The organism is Halomonas sp. V046, assembly GCF_052645355.1.
In genome coordinates, this window is record NZ_JBQXYF010000001.1 from 489,660 (window position 1) to 510,603 (window position 20,944).

Annotated in this window: 20 protein-coding genes and 1 pseudogene; 19 read left to right on the plus strand and 2 right to left on the minus strand. The window is 65.9% G+C overall.

What is annotated here, in order from left to right:
• The first annotated feature begins 36 nt into the window (after positions 1 to 36).
• The 3 genes from secF to ACUN9Y_RS02125 all read left to right on the plus strand — a co-directional run bounded on the left by secF (position 37) and on the right by ACUN9Y_RS02125 (position 3,247).
• Positions 37 to 960 (plus strand): protein translocase subunit SecF, encoded by a 924-nt coding sequence (gene secF, locus ACUN9Y_RS02115; RefSeq protein ID WP_445459012.1) that lies wholly within the window; start codon positions 37 to 39, stop codon positions 958 to 960.
• Positions 961 to 1,241: 281 nt separating this feature from the next.
• Entirely contained in the window at positions 1,242 to 2,261 is a 1,020-nt protein-coding gene (locus tag ACUN9Y_RS02120; RefSeq protein WP_445459013.1) for a CNNM domain-containing protein, read from the plus strand.
• Between the two features lie 107 nt (positions 2,262 to 2,368).
• Entirely contained in the window at positions 2,369 to 3,247 is an 879-nt protein-coding gene (locus tag ACUN9Y_RS02125) for an ABC transporter substrate-binding protein (RefSeq protein WP_445459014.1), read from the plus strand.
• A 168-nt stretch (positions 3,248 to 3,415) separates the two neighbouring features.
• On the opposite strand, the gene ACUN9Y_RS02130 is transcribed toward ACUN9Y_RS02125, so the two are convergent.
• Positions 3,416 to 4,240 (minus strand): inositol monophosphatase family protein, encoded by an 825-nt coding sequence (locus ACUN9Y_RS02130; protein ID WP_445459015.1) that lies wholly within the window; start codon positions 4,238 to 4,240, stop codon positions 3,416 to 3,418.
• A gap of 199 nt (positions 4,241 to 4,439) precedes the next feature.
• Here ACUN9Y_RS02130 and ACUN9Y_RS02135 point away from each other — a divergent pair, with 199 nt between their 5' ends.
• The 14 genes and pseudogenes from ACUN9Y_RS02135 to der all read left to right on the plus strand — a co-directional run bounded on the left by ACUN9Y_RS02135 (position 4,440) and on the right by der (position 18,553).
• Entirely contained in the window at positions 4,440 to 5,279 is an 840-nt protein-coding gene (locus ACUN9Y_RS02135; RefSeq protein ID WP_445459016.1) for an RNA methyltransferase, read from the plus strand.
• 115 nt (positions 5,280 to 5,394) lie between these two features.
• A pseudogene (gene cysE / locus ACUN9Y_RS02140) lies at positions 5,395 to 6,213 on the plus strand (serine O-acetyltransferase); the annotation flags it as partial.
• 678 nt (positions 6,214 to 6,891) lie between these two features.
• The gene (gene iscR / locus ACUN9Y_RS02145; RefSeq protein WP_445459017.1) at positions 6,892 to 7,362 is read left to right on the plus strand and encodes a Fe-S cluster assembly transcriptional regulator IscR; all 471 of its coding nucleotides are present in this window, start codon (positions 6,892 to 6,894) and stop codon (positions 7,360 to 7,362) included.
• 48 nt (positions 7,363 to 7,410) lie between these two features.
• Positions 7,411 to 8,571, plus strand: a complete 1,161-nt coding sequence (locus ACUN9Y_RS02150; RefSeq protein ID WP_445459018.1) for an aminotransferase class V-fold PLP-dependent enzyme — start codon at positions 7,411 to 7,413, stop codon at positions 8,569 to 8,571.
• Between the two features lie 57 nt (positions 8,572 to 8,628).
• Positions 8,629 to 8,955 (plus strand): HesB/IscA family protein, encoded by a 327-nt coding sequence (locus ACUN9Y_RS02155; protein WP_445459019.1) that lies wholly within the window; start codon positions 8,629 to 8,631, stop codon positions 8,953 to 8,955.
• Positions 8,956 to 9,173: 218 nt separating this feature from the next.
• Positions 9,174 to 9,599 carry a nucleoside-diphosphate kinase gene (ndk, locus tag ACUN9Y_RS02160; protein WP_445459020.1) on the plus strand — a complete coding sequence of 142 codons (426 nt, stop codon included), beginning with the start codon at positions 9,174 to 9,176 and terminating at the stop codon, positions 9,597 to 9,599.
• 142 nt (positions 9,600 to 9,741) lie between these two features.
• The gene (rlmN, locus tag ACUN9Y_RS02165) at positions 9,742 to 10,869 is read left to right on the plus strand and encodes a 23S rRNA (adenine(2503)-C(2))-methyltransferase RlmN (protein ID WP_445459021.1); all 1,128 of its coding nucleotides are present in this window, start codon (positions 9,742 to 9,744) and stop codon (positions 10,867 to 10,869) included.
• A 119-nt stretch (positions 10,870 to 10,988) separates the two neighbouring features.
• Positions 10,989 to 11,744 carry a type IV pilus biogenesis/stability protein PilW gene (gene pilW / locus ACUN9Y_RS02170; protein ID WP_445459022.1) on the plus strand — a complete coding sequence of 252 codons (756 nt, stop codon included), beginning with the start codon at positions 10,989 to 10,991 and terminating at the stop codon, positions 11,742 to 11,744.
• A 30-nt stretch (positions 11,745 to 11,774) separates the two neighbouring features.
• Positions 11,775 to 12,803, plus strand: a complete 1,029-nt coding sequence (locus ACUN9Y_RS02175) for a helix-turn-helix domain-containing protein (RefSeq protein ID WP_445459023.1) — start codon at positions 11,775 to 11,777, stop codon at positions 12,801 to 12,803.
• Positions 12,804 to 12,813: 10 nt separating this feature from the next.
• On the plus strand, positions 12,814 to 13,929 hold the full coding sequence (gene ispG, locus ACUN9Y_RS02180; protein ID WP_445459024.1) for a flavodoxin-dependent (E)-4-hydroxy-3-methylbut-2-enyl-diphosphate synthase: 1,116 nt from the start codon (positions 12,814 to 12,816) through the stop codon (positions 13,927 to 13,929).
• A gap of 83 nt (positions 13,930 to 14,012) precedes the next feature.
• Complete coding sequence (gene hisS, locus ACUN9Y_RS02185) at positions 14,013 to 15,305, plus strand: histidine--tRNA ligase (RefSeq protein WP_445459025.1); 1,293 nt, start codon at positions 14,013 to 14,015, stop codon at positions 15,303 to 15,305.
• 37 nt (positions 15,306 to 15,342) lie between these two features.
• Positions 15,343 to 16,002 (plus strand): YfgM family protein, encoded by a 660-nt coding sequence (locus ACUN9Y_RS02190; protein WP_445459026.1) that lies wholly within the window; start codon positions 15,343 to 15,345, stop codon positions 16,000 to 16,002.
• On the plus strand, positions 15,999 to 17,153 hold the full coding sequence (gene bamB / locus ACUN9Y_RS02195; RefSeq protein ID WP_445459027.1) for an outer membrane protein assembly factor BamB: 1,155 nt from the start codon (positions 15,999 to 16,001) through the stop codon (positions 17,151 to 17,153). Before ACUN9Y_RS02190 ends, bamB begins: the two co-directional genes overlap by 4 nt.
• Positions 17,150 to 18,553 carry a ribosome biogenesis GTPase Der gene (der, locus tag ACUN9Y_RS02200; protein ID WP_445459028.1) on the plus strand — a complete coding sequence of 468 codons (1,404 nt, stop codon included), beginning with the start codon at positions 17,150 to 17,152 and terminating at the stop codon, positions 18,551 to 18,553. Before bamB ends, der begins: the two co-directional genes overlap by 4 nt.
• 186 nt (positions 18,554 to 18,739) lie before the next feature.
• Here der and ACUN9Y_RS02205 read toward each other — a convergent pair whose 3' ends face one another.
• Positions 18,740 to 19,627 carry an ATP-binding protein gene (locus ACUN9Y_RS02205; RefSeq protein ID WP_445459029.1) on the minus strand — a complete coding sequence of 296 codons (888 nt, stop codon included), beginning with the start codon at positions 19,625 to 19,627 and terminating at the stop codon, positions 18,740 to 18,742.
• A gap of 144 nt (positions 19,628 to 19,771) precedes the next feature.
• Between ACUN9Y_RS02205 and ACUN9Y_RS02210 the strand changes: the two genes are divergently transcribed.
• Positions 19,772 to 20,575, plus strand: coding sequence for a M48 family metallopeptidase (locus tag ACUN9Y_RS02210; protein ID WP_445459030.1), 804 nt, complete (start codon positions 19,772 to 19,774; stop codon positions 20,573 to 20,575).
• Positions 20,575 to 20,841 carry a hypothetical protein gene (locus tag ACUN9Y_RS02215; protein ID WP_445459031.1) on the plus strand — a complete coding sequence of 89 codons (267 nt, stop codon included), beginning with the start codon at positions 20,575 to 20,577 and terminating at the stop codon, positions 20,839 to 20,841. Before ACUN9Y_RS02210 ends, ACUN9Y_RS02215 begins: the two co-directional genes overlap by 1 nt.
• Positions 20,842 to 20,944: the final 103 nt, after the last annotated feature.

Consider the following 20,944-nt stretch of genomic DNA (forward strand, 5'->3'; position numbering starts at 1 on the left):
CCCCATGACTATACGAATCACCTACAGGGAGAGGGTATGAAACGCGTCACAAACCTGAACCTCGACTTCATGGGCCAGCGCAAGATCGCCTTCGGGCTGTCGGCGCTGATGATCCTGGTGTCGCTCGTCTCGCTGCTGGTTCAAGGGCTGTCGCTTGGACTCGACTTCACCGGGGGCACCCTGGTGGAAGTCCACTACGCGACCGCGCCTGCGCTGGACAGCGTTCGTGAGGCGCTCTCAGGTGCCGGATTCAGCGACATTTCGGTACAGACCTTTGGTGCGTCCAACGAGGTCCTGATTCGTCTGCAGCAGGCCTTCGATGCCAACGTCGGCGATCGCGTGGTCGAGCTGCTGGCCCAGGGCGGCGCCAGCGTCGACCTGGTCCGCGCCGAATTCGTCGGCGCCCAGGTCGGCGGCCAGCTTCGCGATCAGAGCGGTCTCGGCATGCTGGTCGCGCTTGGCGTCGTGATGCTCTACGTGGCCTTCCGCTTCCAGTACAAGTTCGCCATCGGCGCCCTGCTGGCATTGGTCCACGATGTCATCATCGTGATCGGCGCCTTCTCGCTGTTCCAGATGGAGTTCGATCTGACCGTGCTGGCCGCGGTGCTGGCGGTCATCGGTTACTCGCTCAACGACACCATCGTGGTCTACGACCGTATCCGTGAGAATATCCGCAAGTCACGCATCGATGACATGCCACAGATCTTCAACGAAGCGATCAACCAGACCCTGTCGCGGACCCTGGCGACCTCCGGCACCACCCTGCTGGTCCTGCTGGCGCTGGCCTGGCTCGGCGGCGACATGATCCACAACTTCTCGGTCGCTCTGCTGATCGGCATCGGCGTCGGTACCTTCTCGTCCATCTACGTGGCCGCGGCCCTGCTGCTGAGCTTGAAGCTCAGCCGCCAGGACTTGATCCCCGAGAAAAAGGAAGACGCCGAGGAAGAGCAACTGCCGTAACCCGCTCGGCTCCTCCGGCCACGCCAAGGCCCCAGGCAGAACGCTGCCTGGGGCCTTCGTCTTGCTGACGCCCAGGGCCTTGCTGCGAGGGCCCTTGCCACGAGGGCCTGGGCTTCATCGCGACGAGGATGCCGACCTCGCCTCCGCGCTCGCGCCTGACGCCGCCCCAGCGGCGCGCCACCACGAATCCCCCGCCATGACTTGTACACGGCACCGCCTGGCCCCATTATCTGGCGAGCGCCACACACCGGCGCCCTCCCCTGGTCACCTCATGAGGCTCCATGCTACTCCTGGCCGCGTTTGCCATTCTCTCCATCGGCGTATCGTTTCTGTGCTCCGTCCTCGAAGCCGCCCTGCTGTCGCTTACCCCGAGCTACATCGCCCAGCTCAAGGATAGCGACGAGCGCCTGCACCGGCGCCTGGCGGCGCTGAAAAACAACATCGACCGCCCCTTGGCGGCGATTCTGACGTTGAACACCATCGCCCACACCGGCGGCGCCACCGGCGTGGGCGCCCAGGTCGCCGTGGTCTTCGGCGAGGCCTGGCTAGGCATCGCCTCGGCGATCATGACGCTGATGATTCTGGTGCTCTCGGAGATCATCCCGAAGACCATCGGCGCCACCTACTGGCGCCAGCTTGCCCCGACGCTCGCCCCGGTGCTGGGCGTGCTGATCTGGCTGCTGACACCGTTCATCTGGCTGTCGGAGCAGATCACCCGGCGCATCGGCAGCGATGCCAACGACACCGACATGCGCGGCGAGATCAAGGCGCTGGCCCGTATCGGGCTGGACGAGAAGGCCCTCGACAAAGACGAGGCGCGCACCATCACCAACATCCTCAACCTGCATGAGATCCGCATCCATGACGTCATGACGCCACGCACCGTGTGCATCACCGTGCGTCCGTCCATGAGCGTTGCCGACTTCGACGCCGAACTTGCTCGCTCGCCGTTCACCCGCTTCCCGGTGATGGACGGCGGCGAGCAGGCCATCGGCTATGTGCACAAGGCCGATACCTACCAGGCCGAGGAAGACGCAACCATGAAGGAGGTCATGCACCCCGCCCCTTCGGTGGACTCCCAGGACAGCGTCGAGGGCGTGTTCACCATGATGCTGCGCGACCATCAACACCTGGCGGTGGTGTATGACGATCACGGCACCTGGGTCGGCCTGGTGACCATGGAGGATGTCATCGAGACCATCCTCGGCCAGGACATCGTCGACGAGACCGACGACGTCACCAATATGCGCAAGTACGCCAAGCAACGCTGGACCCAGCGATTACAGTCGTCACAGGACTAGCCGTTCGGCATCGTGCAACGCACCGTGCGCCATTTGCATGGCGCACGCACGGACCATATCGAGATAGAGTTACCGTTGATATTTATTCTCAACAAGGAAGTCTCTCGATGCCCAGAACACTGCTCTCGCTCTCTCTCGCCGGCCTGATGGCCGTAACCACCGGCACCTGGGCCGCCGATACCGCCGAGCGCCTCGCCGTTCTCGATTTCGGCGCCCTCGATATCATCGCCGAGCTCGACCAGCGCCAGCGCGTGGCAGGTCTCGCCAAGCAAGGCCTGCCGGAGCATCTCAGCGCCTTTGCCGATGAGGCCTACCGCGATCTGGGGTCTCTAATCGACGTGGACATGGCCCGCCTGGCCTCGATCGAGCCAGACACCATCGTGATCAGCGGTCGCCTGAGCGACTCCCGGGAAGCGCTCCAGGCGATCGCCCCGGTGGTACAGACCGGCGCCAAGTCGCCCGACGACTATTGGACCGGCCTGTCGACCGAGGTCACGAGCCTGGGGCAGCGCCTGGGGCTTGACGCCGAGGCCGATACCGCGCTGCGCAAGCTGCGCGAGGACCTCGACGCGAGCATCGCCGACCTGCCACCGGCGGCCGAGGTCCTCGTCGTGCTGCACAACGATGGCAATCTGGTCTACCAGGACCATGCTCTGGTCAATGGCCTGATGGGATTGGCATCCCCCACGCTGCCAGCAGATGTTGAACGCGTGACTCGCGGCGAGCGCACGTTCACGGCGCTGACCGTCAAGCAGATCGCCAGCATGTCACCGGATCTGGTCTGGATCATCGATCGCTCCGCGGCCATTGGCCAGGACGGCCTGGATCTCGACGCCTTCACCGCCAGCCTAGGCGCCGACAGCACCCTCAGGGTCGCCAAGGGCTCGCCGCGCCTGTGGTACCTTGCTGGCCTCGGCATCGAAAGCACGCGGCTCAAGGTCCAGGAAGTGACCCAGGCGCTTGAACCAGCCCTGAACCAGCCCTGAACCAGCCCTGAACCAGGGCTGACCGCGTGAAGAGCAGTGGCTGCCGAGCGTCAACCACCGAACGTCCGGCCAGTCGCCGCCGGGACGCGAAAGGCTTGCCCACCAACGACAATGCCCCCGCAGCCAGGCTGCGGGGGCATTGTCGTTGGTGGGCACAGAACAGACGGTTCAGTCTTCCTCGCGGCGCCCCGGGGTGTTCTGCATATGCGGCCCAAGCTGCTTGATCAGCGACTTGAACATCCGCGGGTTGGCCGCCATCAGGGCGCCTTCCACATCGACCGACGGCTGCCCCGCAGGGCTCCCCATCAGCGCACCGGCTTCCTTGAGCAGCAACGAGCCCACGGCCAGATCCTGCTCCTCGATGCCAAGTACGAACACCGCATCGGCACGGCCGGCGGCGAGACGGGCAATATCGAGAAGGCCGCTGGCGCTGGACTGAATCTGCTCGGCCTGGGGGCCAAGCTGCTGAACCAGGGTCAGGTAGGTCGGCAGGAAACGGGCGCGCAGGTAGGGTTCCGGCAGGCTCATCGACAGGCGGGCGCCGCCGAAGCTGGTGCCCTTGGTGACGCGCAGGCGCTTGCCATTGAGCTGGGCGCCGCGACCGCGACTGGCGAGGTACTCATCGTCACTGAACGGACAGATCACCACCGCATGCTCCGGACGGCCCTTGATCAGACACACCACGGACAGGGCAAACTCAGGGGATGCCACACTGAGGTTGGAGTAACCGTGGAAGGGTTCGATGCGCCACAGCACGTCGCTGCCATCGCCTTGACCGGCGCGGTGCGGCGTGTAGCGACCCACGACGCCGTGGTCGGGGTAACCGCGAGACAGCTGACGAGTAATCAGCGACTCGGCGTTGCGCGCGCTGTCTTCCAGCAGGCGATCGAGGTTGTGCTCTTCGTGGGCATTCTCGATTCGCTCGCGAATGCGCAGAAATTGTTCGCCGGCGCTGCGCGCGGCGCGCAGGGCGTATTGGACCATCGGATGCATGATCGGGCCTTGGGAGTCGGTGGTGTTAAAGAACGGAGTCGGTGTCAGAAAAGACTCGGCGCGAATACTAGCAGAAGTCCACCACCAACGCCACGCAGACCTTTCCCGGCGTGCTAGACTGGCGGTCTTGCCGACTCCGGCTCGCTGTTTTGTCCTCTCCGTTGCGCGCACCTTCTTCCCGCATTATCAGGTCTCCGTCATGCTCGAGCGAATTCGAATCGTCCTTATCGGCACCAGCCACCCCGGCAACATCGGTGGTGCCGCCCGCGCCATGCACAACATGGGGCTTTCGGACCTGGCGCTGGTCGCGCCGCGCTGCGAAAGCGTGACCGCAGACAGCGTCTCCCGCGCTTCGGGCGCCGACGCTTTGGTGCATGCCGCCAGGGTCGTCGGGACTCTCGAAGAGGCGGTATCGGACTGCACGCTCGTGGTGGGGGCCAGCGCTCGCTCGCGCACCCTGCCATGGCCGATGATCACCCCGCGAGAGCTCGGCGAACGCCTGCCAGAGGAGCTGATACACGACGAGGCTCGCATCGCACTGGTCTTCGGTCGCGAGGACAGCGGCCTGTCCAACGCCGAACTGCAGCGCTGCCATGCCCACGTCCACATCCCGACCAACCCGGAGTTCAGCTCGCTGAACCTGGCCGCCGCGGTCCAGGTGCTGGCCTACGAATGCCGCCTGAGCTGGCTGGCTCAATCCGAGGCCAGCCACAAGGACCAGGTGGCGGACACCGATACGGCCGACTCAGCCCCTAACATCACCTCGCCGCACGGCGAAGAGTCCCAGCCACTGGCGACCCATGAGGAGCTCGAGCACTACTTCGCGCACCTCGAACGTACCCTGATCACCATCGGCTTCCACGACCCGGCGATGCCGCGGCAACTGATGGCGAGGCTACGCCGGGTGACGCTGCGTTCACGCCCGGAGCGCATGGAAATCAATATCCTGCGCGGCATTCTCAGCGCCACCGAAAAGGCCGCTGGGCAACCCGCACTCGGTCAGCGCGACCCGGCCGAGGCCTCCCGCAACACCGACTAGCCATTGCTGTCGGCCGCCGCGCCAACGAGGCGCTGGCGATGTCGTCGGCCCAGCGCTTGAAGCCGGCCGCCCGAGCCCCCACTATGAACTCCTTAGCCGACTCAAGGACCGCCGCATGTTTCAACGTCTACGCGAAGACATCGACAGCGTATTCGCCCGTGATCCGGCGGCGCGTAACTTTCTCGAGGTCCTGACCAACTATCCAGGCCTTCACGCCTTGCTGGCCCACCGAGTCTCCCACGCGCTGTGGAACCACAATCTCAAGTGGCTGGCTCGCACCCTGTCCACGGTCGCCCGCTGGCTGACCGGCATCGAGATCCATCCCGGCGCCACCATCGGTCGCCGCTTCTTTATCGACCACGGCATGGGCGTGGTGATCGGCGAAACCACCGTGGTCGGCAACGATGTCACCCTCTACCAGGGCGTGACCCTGGGCGGCACCAGCTGGAACCAAGGCAAGCGGCACCCGACCCTGGAAGACGGTGTCATCGTCGGCGCCGGCGCCAAGATCCTCGGCCCCTTCACCGTCGGTGCCGGGGCCAAGGTCGGCTCCAACGCGGTGGTGACCAAGCAGATCCCGGCCGGCGCCACCGTGGTCGGCATCCCCGGCAAGATCGTTCAGCGTCCGGACCCGGACAGCGACCCGGCCCTGGACGTCGACCCCGAGCGTCGCGAAGCAATGTGTCAGAAGTTCGGCTTCGACGCCTACGGCATCAGCCAGGACATGCCCGACCCGGTCGCCAAGTCGATCCAGGCGATGCTCGACCACATGCATGCGGTAGACGAGCGCATGGCCGGCATGTGCAAGACGCTGCGCAAGCTCGACGCCAACTACCGAGACGGACGCTTCTCGGACATCCGCGACGAAGACTTCGAAGGCGTGCTGGAAGATCTCGAGCGCGACTGCGGCCCGGTGCTCGACAACGCGCCAACCCCGCACGACACCAGGGCCGGCGCCGCCGAGCCACCCCAGGCCAGCGCAGCGCCGACGTCCGAAACCCGCGCCAACACGGCTCCCGACACCCGCGCAAGCACGGCTCCCGAGGCCGCAAACCAGACCCGCAGCGACCAGGCAGGCGGCAGCGGCCCGACCCAGGCCCGCCGAAGCACGGCCGGGGCTCGGCCCAAGACGCGCAGCCAGGCCTCGTCACCGACGGAGTCAGCAACCAAGTCACCGACTGAGCCATCGAACAAGTCATCGGCTAAGCCATCGACCAAGCCATCGGCTAAGCCATCGAGCAAGCGACCAACTGAGACATCGGCTAAGCCATCGACCAAGCCATCGACCAAGCCATCAACTGAGACATCGGCTAAGCCATCGAGCACGCGATCAACTGAGCCATCGACCAAGCGATCAACTGAGCCATCGGCTAAGCCATCGAGCAAGCGACCAACTGAGACATCGGCGAAGCCATCAACTGAGACATCGGCTACGTCATCAACTGAGACATCGACGACCGACCTGTCCCCAGAGCAGCACCACCGGGAGAATGGTTGACCGCCACACTCGGTCTTTCCCATAATAGGCGTCTGACGCTCCGGGCCAGCGGGCCTCCGCGGTCTCTATTCACCCCACATTTGCCGACCCGGGTCGGCGTAGAGGTGTCGCTACATGCACCTGACCACCAAGGGACGCTACGCCGTCACCGCCATGCTCGACATGGCCGTGAATGCCGATGAGGGCCCGATCTGCCTGGCCGATATCGCGCGTCGTCAACAGATTTCGCTATCCTATCTGGAGCAGCTGTTTTCGCGCCTGCGACGTGCCGGGCTGGTAGAAAGCGTGCGCGGCCCCGGCGGCGGTTACCTGCTCGCGAAGTCGGCCGACGATATCTCGGTGGCCCGAATCATCGAGGCGGTCAACGAATCGGTGGACACCACCCGCTGCGGCGGCTTGTCCGACTGCCAGCAGGGCGATACCTGCCTGACACACCATCTCTGGCTGGACCTGTCGGAGCACATTCAGGACTTCCTCGGTAGCGTGACCCTGGGCGACCTTGGCAGACGCCAGGAGGTGGCCGACATCGCCGGACGTCAACGCCGCCGCCAGCACAACGACGCCATCCTGGCCTCGGCGCCATAAGCTAGGCTGTCCTCCCCGGCCCAGCGCCCGACCGACAAAAGCGAGCCCATGAGTTCACCCGTCTATCTCGACTACGCCGCCACCACCCCCGTCGACCCCAGGGTCGCCGAGGTGATGAGCCGCCACCTGACCCTCGATGGCACCTTCGCCAACCCGGCGTCCCGCAGCCACATGCCCGGCTGGCTAGCCGAGCAGGCAGTGGAGAACGCGCGCCGCCAGGTCGCCGACCTGATCAATGCCGACCCCCGTGAGATCGTCTGGACCAGCGGCGCTACCGAGGCGGACAACCTGGCTCTCATTGGCTACCTGCGCGCCAACCGTGAGCGTGGCCGCCACCTGGTGACATCGACCATCGAACACAAGGCGGTCATCGACACGGCCAAGGCGCTGGAAAGCGAAGGCTTCGACGTCACCTGGCTTGCGCCAGACGCCGGCGGCCGCACCAGCCCCGAGCGCCTCGCGGCGGCCATGCGGCCCGACACCCAGCTGGTGTCCCTGATGGCGGTCAACAACGAGCTTGGCAGCATCAACGACATTAGCGCCCTGGCCGAGGTGGCCCACGCCCATGGCGCCGTGATGCACGTCGACGCCGCCCAGGCGGTGGGGCGCATTCCACTGGACGTGCGCGACCAGGATATCGACCTGATGTCACTGTCGGGGCACAAGGTGTACGGCCCCAAGGGCATCGGCGCGCTGTTCGTCAAGCGCAGTCCGGAATTGCGCCTTCAAGCGCTGATTCACGGCGGCGGTCACGAGCGCGGCATGCGCTCCGGCACCCTGGCCACCCACCAGATCGCCGGCATGGGCGAGGCCTTCGCCCTGGCCGCGCAAGAAGGTGCCGCCGACCAGACGCGCATTGGCGTCCTGCGCGACCGGCTGCTGGCCGGCCTCGCCGACATCCCCGGCGTGCACCACAATACCGATACTGCCACGGCCGTGCCCAACATCCTCAACCTGGGGTTTGACGGCGTCGACGGCGAGTCGCTACTGATGGCGCTGCGCGACATCGCGCTGTCCACCGGATCGGCCTGCAATTCGGCCAGCGTCGAGCCATCTTATGTCCTCAAGGGCATCGGCGTGCCGCGGCGCCTGGCACTGGCCTCGCTGCGCCTGAGCCTGGGTCGCTTCACCAGCGACGAGGACATCGAACGCGCCGTTTCGGCCCTGCGCCACGCTCTTATGGGGCTGCGTGAGCGCGCCGCGCCCTGAGATTTTTTCGCCATCGTTGCGCCCGCCCGATAGCGGGCCGACTTCCAGGAGATACCCATGGCACACCTGACGATTACCGCTTCTGCCGCCGACCAGATCCGTCGCGTCCTCGACGAGCGCGGCCACGGCCTGGGCCTGCGCGTCTCGGTGAAGCCGAGCGGCTGCTCCGGCTATAGCTATGTTCTCGATTTCGCCGACGAGGCGGAAAGCGAAGACACCGCCTTTGCAGAGCACGGCGCCCAGGTCTTCGTCGCCCCCGACGCCCTCGAGATGCTCGATGGCAGCGAGGTCGACTACGTCAACGAAGGCCTCAACCGCTTCTTTCGCTTCAACAATCCCAACGTCAAGGACGAGTGCGGCTGCGGCGAGAGCTTCAGCGTCTAGGCCGGCACACGGCCGAACGCTGCGACCACGACGGCCCGCCGTCGTGGTCGCCGAACATACGACGATTGTTCAACGTCCCCCGAGGGCGCTATACTCTGGCCCCCAATCGGCGTGTACGCCGATCGCACCGTATCCTGCGTCGCGCCGCTCCGGTCATCCGGCGCGGCGCGTCGCCATATCCTTGCACCACCCATCCTACTCTCAACGGAGACACGCCCATGGCTACCGAGCGCACCCTGTCCATCATCAAGCCCGACGCCGTCGCCAAGAACGTTATCGGTGAAATCATCACTCGCTTCGAGAAAGCCGAGCTCAAGGTCGTCGCCGCCAAGATGGTCCAGCTCAGCCAGGAACAGGCCGAAGGCTTCTACGCCGAGCACAAGGAACGCCCCTTCTTCGGTGACCTGGTCGGCTTCATGACCTCCGGTCCGGTCGTGGTCCAGGTGCTCGAAGGCGACAACGCCATCCTCAAGAACCGTGAGCTGATGGGTGCCACCAACCCGAAGGAAGCCGATGCCGGTACCATCCGCGCCGATTTTGCTTCTTCCATCGACGCCAACGCCGTGCACGGCTCTGACTCCGCCGCTTCCGCCGAGCGCGAAGTCGCGTATTTCTTCGGCGCCGATGAGCTCTGCGCACGCTGAGCCGCGCCGACCGCCCCGGGCGTGACCCGACACCGCCGCGCCGCCAGGCGCCTACGCGCGGTATCCTCACCCCGGGACAGGGGGCGACACGACGTCGCCCCCAGCCTGCCCGTCCCGCCTCCACCGACTCGCTGAATCGCCCATGACCGCCACCACTGCCCCCCAACGCACCAACCTGCTCGGCATGACGCGCCAGGAGATGGAAGCCTTCTTTCTGTCCATCGGCGAGAAGAAGTTCCGTGCCGCCCAGGTGATGAAGTGGATTCATCACGAGGGCTGCGACGATTTCGCGGCCATGACCAACCTGTCGAAGGCGTTACGACAACGGCTTGGCGAAACCGCCGAAGTGCGCGGGCCCAGCGTGGTCTACGAAGGCACGTCGAGCGACGGAACCCGCAAGTGGGTGATCGAGGTCGAGAACGGCAGCTACGTCGAGATGGTGCTGATCCCCGCCGACAACGGCAAGCGCCGCACCCTGTGCGTCTCCTCCCAGGTCGGCTGCTCGCTGGACTGCAGCTTCTGTTCCACCGGGAAGCAGGGCTTTCAGCGCAACCTGACCAGCGCCGAGATCATCGGCCAGGTGTGGGTCGCCTCGCGCAGTGCCGGTGCCCGCCGCGACTCCTCCCAGCGCCCCGTTACCAACGTGGTGATGATGGGCATGGGCGAGCCGCTGATGAACTACGACAACGTCGTGCCGGCGATGAAGCTGATGCTCGACGACAATGGTTATGGCCTGTCCAAGCGTCGCGTGACCCTGTCGACCTCCGGCGTCGTGCCGATGCTCGACCGCCTCGGCGATGAGCTCGACGTGAGCCTGGCGATCTCGCTGCACGCGGCCAACGACACCCTGCGCAGCGAACTGGTGCCGCTCAACCGCAAGTACAACATCCAGACCCTGCTCGACGCCTGCCGCCGCTACCTGGACAAGAGCGACAGCGCGCGCATGGTCACCATCGAGTACACGGTGATCAAGGACGTCAACGATCAGCAGCAGCACGCCATCGAGCTCGCCGAAGTGCTCAAGGACCTGCCGTGCAAGATCAACCTGATTCCGTTCAACCCCTTTCCACATTCCGGCTATGAGACGCCCTCACGCAACCAGGTGATGCGCTTTCAACGCTGGCTCGACGAACTGGGCCACACCGCCCCGATCCGCTCGACCCGAGGCGACGATATCGACGCGGCCTGCGGTCAGCTGGTGGGTCGCGTCAAGGACAGGACCCGCCGCCACGAGCGGTATATCCAATCGATCCAGCTCGACGCCGACTGATCACCGGCCCGGCTTGACTTCACTGGGTCGTGGCGCTTTGATGGTCGGGCTTTTTTTGCCGTCGACGCTGGCCCACGGGCCGCCGATGCGCACCGCGTGCTGTTCGAACAGAGGATGTCATGACGCGCCGATTGCACCGGCCGATACCTCGGCCACTGGGATGGATGGTCGCCGCCTGCCTGGCCCTGGGGGGCACCGGCTGCGCGACGCAGGCCTCTCCCGCAAGCGATCCGCAGACGGCGCCTGCCACGGCCTTTACCCAACTCGGCGAGGCCTACCTGGAGCAGGGCAACCTGCCCCGCGCCATGACCGCACTCGATCGTGCCCTGAGCCTCGATCCCGATGCCCCCGAGGCACTTCAGGCCATGGCCATGGTCTATCAGGGCCAGGGAGACAGGGAGCTCGCCGATCGTCATTTTCAGATGGCGCTCGAAGAAGCCCCGGGCTTCACCCGAGCACGCAACAATTACGCCGCCTTCCTGTATGATCAGGGGCGAATAGCGGAGGCCTGCCAGCAGTTGGAACAGGCAACCCAGGATACGCACTACGCCCACCGCGCCCAGCTTTACGCCAATCTGGGCCGGTGCCGGTGGGAACTCGGCCAGGAAGACGCCGCCAGCGATGCCCTCAAGCGCGCTCAGGCCATCGATTCACGTCATCCGCTGAGCTACCTCACCTTGGCCGAACTGGAATACGCACAGGGCAACCTCATGCGCGCCCGGTCACAATTGGACACCTACCTCCGTCTGGCGGGGCCATCGGCCACGACCGAACGACTGGCCGACGCCATTGCAGCGGCCGCCACCGCGCCTAGGTCACCAGGGCTCGGGCGTGAGGTACCATCGGCGCAGCAGACGCCACCCAGCGCGCTTTGATCACCGATTATTAATGAAGGATGCTCAGCCATGAGCGACACCCAAAACAGCGATTTCGATGCCCTCTCGCCCCAGGCCTCTCCCGGTGACGCGCTCAAGCGCGAGCGAGAGAGCCAGGGTCTGTCTCGGGAAGAAGTCGGAGCGGCACTGAACCTGCGCGCCGCCGTCATCGAAGGCCTTGAGAACGATAGCTACGAACAGGTACCGGTGGTGACCTACCGGCGCGGCTACCTGCGCAGCTACGCCCAGCTGCTCGGCATGGACCCGAAGCAGGTCATCGAACTCTACGAAGCCCAGATGGGACACGAGGAAGTCGAGCGCAAGGTCACACCGGTCTACATCAACAAGCCGCCCTCGCGCATCGGCGCCTGGCTGTTCCGCCTGATGACCCTGGTGGTCATCGCCGGCCTGATCGGCTTGACCCTGATGTGGTGGCAAAGCCGCGGGGGCAGCCAACCCCCCGAGGTCAGCGACAATGGCCCGGTATCGGTCGATAATATCGACGGCTCCAGCGCCGTGGCCGAGAACGCCGGCGATGCCGACAACCTGCCGCCGGTCCCGGAAACAGGCAGCGACATGGGCCTGGTCGACGGCGAAGGCAGCCAGGGAGCCAGTGCCATGAGCGGCGGCGAAGACGCTGCCAGCGAAGGCGATGATCGCCCGGTCACGGTGGCCGCGGCGGATGCCGCAGCGCGTCAGGCCGAAGCCGAGGCGGCAGAGCAGCCGACACCCGACGCCACCGAGACCGAAGCCGAAGCGAGTGCCGACGACGACGCGGCGGCGCAAGCCGAGGCCACCGCCGCCGCCAACAGCGACGCCCGAGTACTCAAGCTGACCTTCAATGAGCAGTCCTGGACCCAGATCTTCGACAGCACCAATACCCGCGTCTTCGTCGGCCTGCAGCAGGCCGGCACCGAGGCCACCGTGGAGGGCGAACCGCCCTTCCAGATGACCGTCGGCAACGCCACCGGCGTCGAGCTCACCTGGCGCGGCGAGAGCGTCGATCTTCGCTCGCGTGCCGGTGCCAACAACGTCGCCCGTTTTACCCTGGGAGAGTGAACCCCACGCCATGCATTCGCACTCACCGATCCAACGTCGCAAGTCCCGCCAGATCCACGTCGGCTCCGTGCCGGTAGGGGGCGGCGCCCCCATCTCGGTGCAGAGCATGACCAACACCGACACCCTGGACGTGGAAGCGACCCTGGGCCAGATCCGCGCCCTCGAGAACGCCGGCGCCGACATCGTGCGCGTCTCGGTGCCGACCATGGACGCCGCCGAGGCCTTCGGCAAGATCAAGCGTGGCACCCAGGTGCCGCTGGTGGCGGACATTCATTTCGACTACCGCATCGCCCTGCGCGTTGCCGAACTCGGGGTCGATTGCCTGCGCATCAATCCGGGCAATATCGGCCGAGAGGACCGGGTCAGGGCCGTGGTCTCGGCCGCGCGTGACAACGGCATCCCGATTCGCATCGGCGTGAATGCCGGGTCGCTTGAGAAAGACCTGCAGAAGAAATATGGCGAGCCCACTCCGGCCGCCCTGGTCGAGTCGGCGATGCGCCATATCGACCATCTGGAACGCCTCGACTTCCCCGAGTTCAAGGTCAGCGTCAAGGCCTCCGACGTGTTCATGGCCGTGGCCGCCTATCGTGACCTGGCGACCCGCATCGAACAGCCGCTGCACCTGGGCATCACCGAAGCCGGCGGCCTGCGCTCCGGTACCGTGAAGTCGTCCATCGGGCTCGGCCTGCTGCTGATGGACGGCATCGGCGACACCATCCGGGTGTCCCTGGCCGCCGATCCGGTCGAGGAGATCAAGGTCGGCTTCGACATGCTCAAGAGTCTCAGGCTGCGGGCCAAGGGCATCAACTTCATCGCCTGCCCGAGCTGCTCGCGTCAGAACTTCGACGTCATCAGCACCATGAATGCCCTGGAGGAACGCCTCGAGGACGTCATGACGCCGCTGGACGTCGCCGTGATCGGCTGTGTGGTCAACGGCCCTGGCGAGGCCAAGGAGGCCGACCTTGGCCTGACCGGCGGCACCCCCGCCAACCTCGTCTATATCGATGGCAAGCCGGCCAGCAAGCTGCGCAACGACCATCTGGTCGATGACCTTGAGGCGTTGATCCGCGACAAGGTGCGCGAAAAGGAAAAGGCCGAACAGGACATGATCGTTCGCCAAGTGTAACGCCAGGCGGCGCGGCCTCAGCCAACGGCCCCGGCGGACAGACATCCGGCGATACCGGTCCGGCAAGAATTCAGGAGCACAGTTTGAGCAAGAAGATCCAAGCCATTCGTGGCATGAACGACCTGTTGCCGGAGCAGTCGCCGGTGTGGCAGTACGTCGAGTCCCAGGTGCAGGCGCTGATGAAGCGCTACGGCTACGACGAGATTCGCACGCCCATCGTCGAGCAGACCGCGCTGTTTTCGCGCTCCATCGGCGAAGTCACCGATATCGTCGAGAAGGAGATGTACTCCTTCGATGACCGCAACGGCGACAGCCTGAGCCTGCGCCCGGAAGGCACCGCCAGCACGGTGCGTGCGGCCATGGAACACGGCCTGCTGTACAACCAGACCCAGCGGCTGTGGTACAAGGGCCCGATGTTCCGCCACGAACGCCCGCAGAAGGGTCGCTATCGCCAGTTCCATCAGGTCGGTGTCGAGGCCTACGGCCTCGACGGGCCGGATATCGATGCCGAGGTCATCCTGCTCTCGGCGCGCCTGTGGAAGCAGCTTGGGCTGTTCGAACACGTCACCCTCGAGCTCAATTCGCTCGGCTCCAACGCGGCGCGTGCGGCATACCGCGACACCCTGGTGGCGTACTTCGAGCGCCACCGCGAGGTGCTGGATGACGACTCGCTGCGCCGTCTGGGCAGCAATCCGCTGCGCATCCTGGATTCGAAGAACCCGGCCATGGCCGACATGCTGGCCGACGCCCCGCAGCTGATGGATCACCTTGACGCCGAGTCCCGCGAGCACTTCGATGCCCTCACCGCGCGCCTCACCGCCGCCGGTATCGACTACGTGATCAACCCTCGCCTGGTGCGTGGGCTCGACTATTACTGCCGTACCGTCTTCGAGTGGACCACCGACGCCCTCGGTAGCCAGGGCACGGTCTGCGCCGGCGGGCGCTACGATGGCCTGGTCGAGCAGCTCGGCGGCAAGCCGACCCCGGCGGTCGGCTTCGCCATGGGCATCGAGCGCCTGATCCTGCTGCTCGAGACCCTGAACATCGTTCCCGCCGCCGCCCGCCGGCCGCTCGACGTCTACGTGCTGGGCATGGACGCGACCACCGATGGCATCGCCATGGCCCTGGCCGAGCGCCTGCGTGACGAGGCAGCCGACCTCGGCGTCCAGCTGCACTGCGGCGGCGGCAGTTTCAAGAGCCGCATCAAGAAGGCCGACCGCAGCGGCGCCCGCATCGCCCTGCTGCTGGGCGAGAGCGAACAGCAGAACGCCCAGGTCACCGTCAAGTTCCTGCGCGACGAACGCGAACAACTCGTCGTCGATCAGCAGGACCTGGCCGCGACACTGAGTTCGCTGCTGTCCGCCGCGACGGCCTGACCACATACGCACCGATATTTCCACAAGGAGACCGCCCGTGGCGGAGCTGAGAACCGAAGAAGAACAGTTGGAGGCGATCAAGCGCTGGTGGAAGGAAAACGGCACCTCGCTGATCGTCGGCGCGGTACTGGCCGGCGCCGGGGTGTTCGGTTGGAACGCCTGGCAGGACTATCAGGCAAACCAGTCGGCAGCGGCCTCCGCGAGCTACCAGGAACTGCTCGACCTGAGCAGCCGAGAGCAACTGGATGATGGCGCGCGCGCCCGTGCGACGACCCTGGTCGATGACCTGGCCGAGAACCACGACGGCAGCCTCTACGCCGACCTGGCGCAATTGCTGGATGCCGGCCTGCAGGTCAAGGCCGGCGAGCTTGGCGCCGCCAGGGAAGCGCTCGAGACGGTGATCGAAGGCAGCGACGATGGCTACCTGGTGGGCCTGGCCCGGCTGCGCCTGGCCCGGCTGCAGAGCGCCGAGGGCAACCACGATACCGCCTTGGCGACCCTCGACGGCGACCTTCCGGAGGCCCTGGCCGCCCAGCGTGCCAACGTGCGCGGTGACGTCCTGATCGCCTCCGGCCAGTCCGACGCCGCCCGTGATGCCTGGCAGCAAGCCCGCTCCCTGGCAGAGGAGCTCCAGCAGCCGCTCTACGGCGTGGAACTCAAGCTCGATGATCTAGGCGCCCAGGAGGCCACCCTATGAAGAAGACCCTAACCGGGCTTGCCGCCAGCGTCGCCCTGACCAGCTTGCTGGCCGGCTGTGCCGGCGACGTCCAGCCGCAGTATCCGCCCAAGGAACTCAACGACATCAGCGCGTCGACCAAGGTCGACTCACGCTGGAGCGAAGGCGTCGGCGATGGCCTCGGTGAAGCCACGTATCCCATCGAACCGGCCCTGCTCGGCTCGACGCTGTTCGCCGCCGACCAGGAAGGCCTGGTCGAAGCGTTCAATACCGCCAATGGCGACACACGCTGGGAAGTCGAGCTCGACAACCCGGTGTCCAGCGGCCTGACCGCGGTGGATGACGACGTTTACCTGGCCACGCGCAACGGCCAAGTGGTCGCGCTGGACCAGAGCAACGGCCGCGTCAAATGGCAAACCCGAGTGCCGAGCGAAGTGCTCGCCGCGCCCCAGCCAACGACGCAGCTGCTGATCGTGCAGGCCGTGGACGGCACCGTTACTGCCCTCGACCGTCTGTCCGGCGACCGCCAGTGGGTATTCAGCGCCAATATGCCGGCGCTGTCGCTGCGCAGCACCGGCACCCCGGTCGTGGTGGATCAGGTCACCTTCGCCGGCTTCGCCAACGGTCGCCTGTCGATCATCGACAATCGTTCCGGCCAGCAGGTGTCCGAGCGTACCATCGCCGTGGCCACCGGCATGAATGACATCGACCGCCTGGTCGACCTGGCCGGTCAGCCGGTGCTGACCCCCGACGGCCGCCTGTTCGTGACCAGCTACAATGGCCGCCTGGTGGCGCTCGACGCCCAAAGCGGCGAGACCCTGTGGGCCAACGAGGTGTCGAGCTACCTGACACCGGTGCTGGTCGGCGACACCCTTTACGTGGTCGACGAATCCAGCACCCTGATCGCCTTCGATGCCAACACCGGCAACGAGCTATGGCGTCTTGACGACCTCTATGGTCGTTCCCTGACCGCCCCGGCCTTCGCCGACGGTCGCATCGTGGTCGGCGACGCCGAAGGCTACGTGCACTTCATCGACGCCACTAGCGGCCGCCTGGTGGGACGCACCCACATCGACGGCTCCGGTATCAGCGTTCGCCCCCTCACCGATGGCAAGCGCGTCTACGCCCTGGCCAACGACGGAAGCCTGGAGGCTTTGGACCTCACCCCATGACCCCCGTGATCGCCCTGGTCGGCCGCCCCAATGTGGGCAAGTCGACCCTGTTTAACCGCCTGACCCGCTCGCGCGATGCGCTGGTGGCCGACTTCCCGGGCCTGACCCGGGACCGCAAGTACGGCAACGGAATGATCGGCGGCAAGACCTACACCGTCATCGACACCGGTGGCATCAGTGGTGACGAGGAAGGCATCGACGCGGCGATGGCCGAGCAGTCGCTGCAGGCCATCGACGAAGCCGACATCGTGCTGTTCATGGTCGACGCTCGCGCCGGTCTCAACGTCGCCGACGAAGCCATCGCCAACCACCTGCGGGTCAACCAGAAGAAGACCTGGCTGGTGGTGAACAAGACCGACGGACTGGAAGAGCACTCGGCCATGGCCGACTTCTGGCAACTCGGTCTCGGGGACCCACGCCCGATCGCCGCAGCCCACGGCCGCAATGTCACCACCCTGGTCGACGAAGTGCTCGCGCCCTTCCCCGAGCGCGACGCGAGTATCCCCGCCGACACCGGCACCAAGGGCATCCGCATCGGCGTCATCGGGCGCCCCAATGTCGGCAAGTCGACGCTGGTCAACCGCCTGCTCGGCGAGGAACGCGTGGTGGTCTTCGATGAAGCCGGCACCACCCGTGATGCCATCGAGATCCCCTTCGAGCGCCGCGGCAAGCCCTACGTGCTGGTCGACACCGCCGGCGTCAGGCGGCGCAAGAACGTCAGCGAGATGTACGAGAAGTTCTCGATCATCAAGACCCTGGAGGCGATCAAGGAGTGTCACGTCGCGGTCATGGTGCTCGATGGTCGCAGCGGCCTGGTCGAACAAGACCTGCACCTGCTCGACTACGTGCTGACCTCGGGCCGTGCCCTGGTGCTCGCGGTCAACAAGTGGGATGGCCTCGAGAACGAAGCCAAGGACAAGATGCGCGCCGACATCAAGCGCCGTCTGGGCTTCGCCGACTACGCCGATCTGCACTTCATCTCGGCGCTGCACGGCACCGCGGTGGGCGATCTGTACCCGTCCATCGAGCGCGCCTTCGCCTCGGCCAACAGTCACTGGTCCACCAACCGTCTGACGACGCTGCTGCAGGACGCGGTGGAGCAGCACCAGCCGCCGCTGGTCCACGGTCGCCGGATCAAGCTGCGCATGGCCCACCAGGGCGGTTCCAACCCGCCGATCATCGTGGTCCATGGCAACCAGACCGGCTCTCTCCCGGAAGCCTACAAGCGCTACCTGACCAATACCTTCCGCAAGGTGCTCAAGGTCCGCGGGACGCCGATGCGCTTCGAGTTTCGCTCGGGCGCGAACCCGTTTGATGGCGATGCCGACGCCTCGGATCGCGAGAAGGCCAAGAAGCGCGAACTCGGGCGGACCAAGGACGCGCGCCGTAACCGGCGCTGACCCCACCGCTGTGCGGTGAGTCCGCCATCCAGCAACGCAAACGCCCAGCCAATGGCTGGGCGTTTGCGTTGCACCACACCGACGGAGGAACCCCTTCGCGCTGCCCCGGCCGCTAGCCAGTGGGCACCCGGCGGCAGTCGCCGGCAAGCGTCACCGCGCAGGGGGCTTGCGTGTCGGAATCGAGTCTCAAGCGTCGGGCGGCGGACCCTCGGCCAGGCGTCGAGTGCCGACCCAGTCGCTGGCGAACTGCCAAGCGCAGCGGCCACTGCGACCGCCTCTTAAGGTCGCGAAGCGAGCAGCGGCGATGGGGGCTTGCTCGGTCCAGTCCGCGGCATCGCCAAGGCGCTCGACCCAGTGGCGGCAGGTCGCGAGGTAGGTCTGCTGGTTGAACGGATGGAAGGCGAGCCACAAGCCGAAGCGGTCCGACAGCGAGATCTTCTCTTCCACCGCGTCGCCATGGTGCAGCTCCTCACCATCGCCGGTCAGGCGTGTGTCGAGGTTGTCGCTCATATGCTCAGGGAGCAGATGACGGCGATTGGAGGTAGCGTAGAGCAGCACGTTTTCCGGTGGGCCGGTCAGGGTGCCATCGAGCACGCTCTTGAGCGCTTTGTAGGCGTCGTCGGAGCCCTCGAACGACAGGTCATCGCAGTAGACAACGAAGCGCGCCTTCTCGTGGCGCAACTGTTCCACCAGCACCGGCAGGCCGACGAGGTCATGACGGTCCACCTGAATCAGCCGCAGCCCTTCAGCGGCCAGGGTATTGAGCAGCGCTCGCACCATCGATGACTTGCCGCTGCCACGCGAGCCCCACAGCAGCACGTGGTTCGCCGGCAATCCGCGCAGGAAGGCACGGGTGTTGGCCAGCAGCGCCTCTTTCTGGCGCTCGACCCCGACCAGATCGGCCAGGCTCAAGGCATCGCGTGGCGGCACCGGTACCAGATGTCCACCAAGGGCGTGACGTTGCCACAGCGCCGCCACATCGCGCTCCCAGTCGACGCTCGCAGGCGCCTGCGGCAGCCAGGGCTCGACCCTGTCCAGCAGCGTCATCAGGCGCTCGGCCAGTGCGGTGTCCATGCACGTTTCTCCTTGTGGTTCCCGAGTCAGGCCCGGGTAGGTGACAGAATCTTTACGGTTGACCCTGAAGGCAGTCCGGGTATCTTGTGGCGAGTTACCCTATCCGTCCAGTGGCCTGGCCGCTGACACACCGAGGAGTCCTTCATGCCGTGGATGAAGAAAGTGGGCGCCTGCGCCCTCATGCTGGCCGTGGCTGGCTGCAGCACCTCGCCGACCGGCCGCTCCCAGCTGACCCTGATGTCGGAAAGCGACCTCAGCCAGATGGGCGCCCAGGCCTTCGCCCAGTATCAGCAGGAGCTGCCTACCGTCGGCGGTAGCCAACTCAACTACGTGCAGTGCGTGACCACGGCCGTGGTCAACGTCCTGCCGCCGGAGCAGCGCCAACAGAACTGGCAGGTCAAGGTCTTCGAATCAGAAGACGCCAACGCCTTCGCCTTGCCCGGAGGCTACGTCGGCGTGAACACTGGGCTTCTGGACGTCGCCACCAACCAGGACCAGCTGGCCACCGTTATCGGCCACGAGATCGGCCACGTCCTGGCCCACCACGCCAACGAGCGTGCCTCCACCGAAAGTGCGACTCAGCTAGGCATGTCTGTCGTCGGCGCCGCACTCGGCAGTCAAGGCATCGCCGGCAGCGACCAGATGATGGCCGCCATGGGCATGGGCGCCCAGTACGGCATCCTGCTGCCGTTCTCGCGCAGCCACGAGAGCGAAGCCGACACCATCGGTCTGAACCTGATGGCCGAGGCCGGCTTCGACCCCCAGGCCAGCATCGCCCTGTGGCAAAACATGAGCAACGCCGGCGGCGGCCAGCCCCCCGAGTGGATGTCCACCCACCCGAGCCACGGTAGCCGCATCGCCGGACTCGAGGCCGACATGGCCAACGCCAACTCGCTGTACCAGCAGGCCCAGTCTGCCGGTCGTTCGCCCAACTGCAAGGCTCCCTGATGACAGCGACACGCGTTGGTTTGCTGCTGCTGGTGGTGCCGATTCTGGTGTTGCTGGGGCTCTATTTCGTCGAACTCGGCGACATTCGCCAATGTCAGCTCGTCGATCAGGGCCACTGGGACTACCTGGTCGGGGCATGTCGCGACACGCCCCAGCCCTTCGTGCCCTGGATCATTCGGCACCCCTGGGTGGTCAATGGCGGCCTGCTGGTGTCCATCGTCGGCCTTGGCCTGTGCATGCTGGGCCTGTACCGGCGCCGGCGCTGAGCGCCAGGCGCCCCCCGCGCCGCCACGCGCTCATCCACCTTTCCCCCACGCAACGGCGCCTTCAGGGCGCCGCTTTTGCCTTCAGAACGCCGCTTTCACCTTC

What these genes read in the sequence shown, in the direction of transcription:
- secF (WP_445459012.1), top strand. Translation starts at nt 37, where the DNA reads ATGAAACGCGTCACAAACCTGAACCTCGACTTCATGGGCCAGCGCAAG.
- ACUN9Y_RS02120 (WP_445459013.1), top strand. Translation starts at nt 1,242, where the DNA reads ATGCTACTCCTGGCCGCGTTTGCCATTCTCTCCATCGGCGTATCGTTT.
- ACUN9Y_RS02125 (WP_445459014.1), top strand. Translation starts at nt 2,369, where the DNA reads ATGCCCAGAACACTGCTCTCGCTCTCTCTCGCCGGCCTGATGGCCGTA.
- ACUN9Y_RS02130 (WP_445459015.1), bottom strand. Translation starts at nt 4,240, where the DNA reads ATGCATCCGATGGTCCAATACGCCCTGCGCGCCGCGCGCAGCGCCGGC.
- ACUN9Y_RS02135 (WP_445459016.1), top strand. Translation starts at nt 4,440, where the DNA reads ATGCTCGAGCGAATTCGAATCGTCCTTATCGGCACCAGCCACCCCGGC.
- iscR (WP_445459017.1), top strand. Translation starts at nt 6,892, where the DNA reads ATGCACCTGACCACCAAGGGACGCTACGCCGTCACCGCCATGCTCGAC.
- ACUN9Y_RS02150 (WP_445459018.1), top strand. Translation starts at nt 7,411, where the DNA reads ATGAGTTCACCCGTCTATCTCGACTACGCCGCCACCACCCCCGTCGAC.
- ACUN9Y_RS02155 (WP_445459019.1), top strand. Translation starts at nt 8,629, where the DNA reads ATGGCACACCTGACGATTACCGCTTCTGCCGCCGACCAGATCCGTCGC.
- ndk (WP_445459020.1), top strand. Translation starts at nt 9,174, where the DNA reads ATGGCTACCGAGCGCACCCTGTCCATCATCAAGCCCGACGCCGTCGCC.
- rlmN (WP_445459021.1), top strand. Translation starts at nt 9,742, where the DNA reads ATGACCGCCACCACTGCCCCCCAACGCACCAACCTGCTCGGCATGACG.
- pilW (WP_445459022.1), top strand. Translation starts at nt 10,989, where the DNA reads ATGACGCGCCGATTGCACCGGCCGATACCTCGGCCACTGGGATGGATG.
- ACUN9Y_RS02175 (WP_445459023.1), top strand. Translation starts at nt 11,775, where the DNA reads ATGAGCGACACCCAAAACAGCGATTTCGATGCCCTCTCGCCCCAGGCC.
- ispG (WP_445459024.1), top strand. Translation starts at nt 12,814, where the DNA reads ATGCATTCGCACTCACCGATCCAACGTCGCAAGTCCCGCCAGATCCAC.
- bamB (WP_445459027.1), top strand. Translation starts at nt 15,999, where the DNA reads ATGAAGAAGACCCTAACCGGGCTTGCCGCCAGCGTCGCCCTGACCAGC.
- der (WP_445459028.1), top strand. Translation starts at nt 17,150, where the DNA reads ATGACCCCCGTGATCGCCCTGGTCGGCCGCCCCAATGTGGGCAAGTCG.
- ACUN9Y_RS02205 (WP_445459029.1), bottom strand. Translation starts at nt 19,627, where the DNA reads ATGGACACCGCACTGGCCGAGCGCCTGATGACGCTGCTGGACAGGGTC.
- ACUN9Y_RS02210 (WP_445459030.1), top strand. Translation starts at nt 19,772, where the DNA reads ATGCCGTGGATGAAGAAAGTGGGCGCCTGCGCCCTCATGCTGGCCGTG.
- ACUN9Y_RS02215 (WP_445459031.1), top strand. Translation starts at nt 20,575, where the DNA reads ATGACAGCGACACGCGTTGGTTTGCTGCTGCTGGTGGTGCCGATTCTG.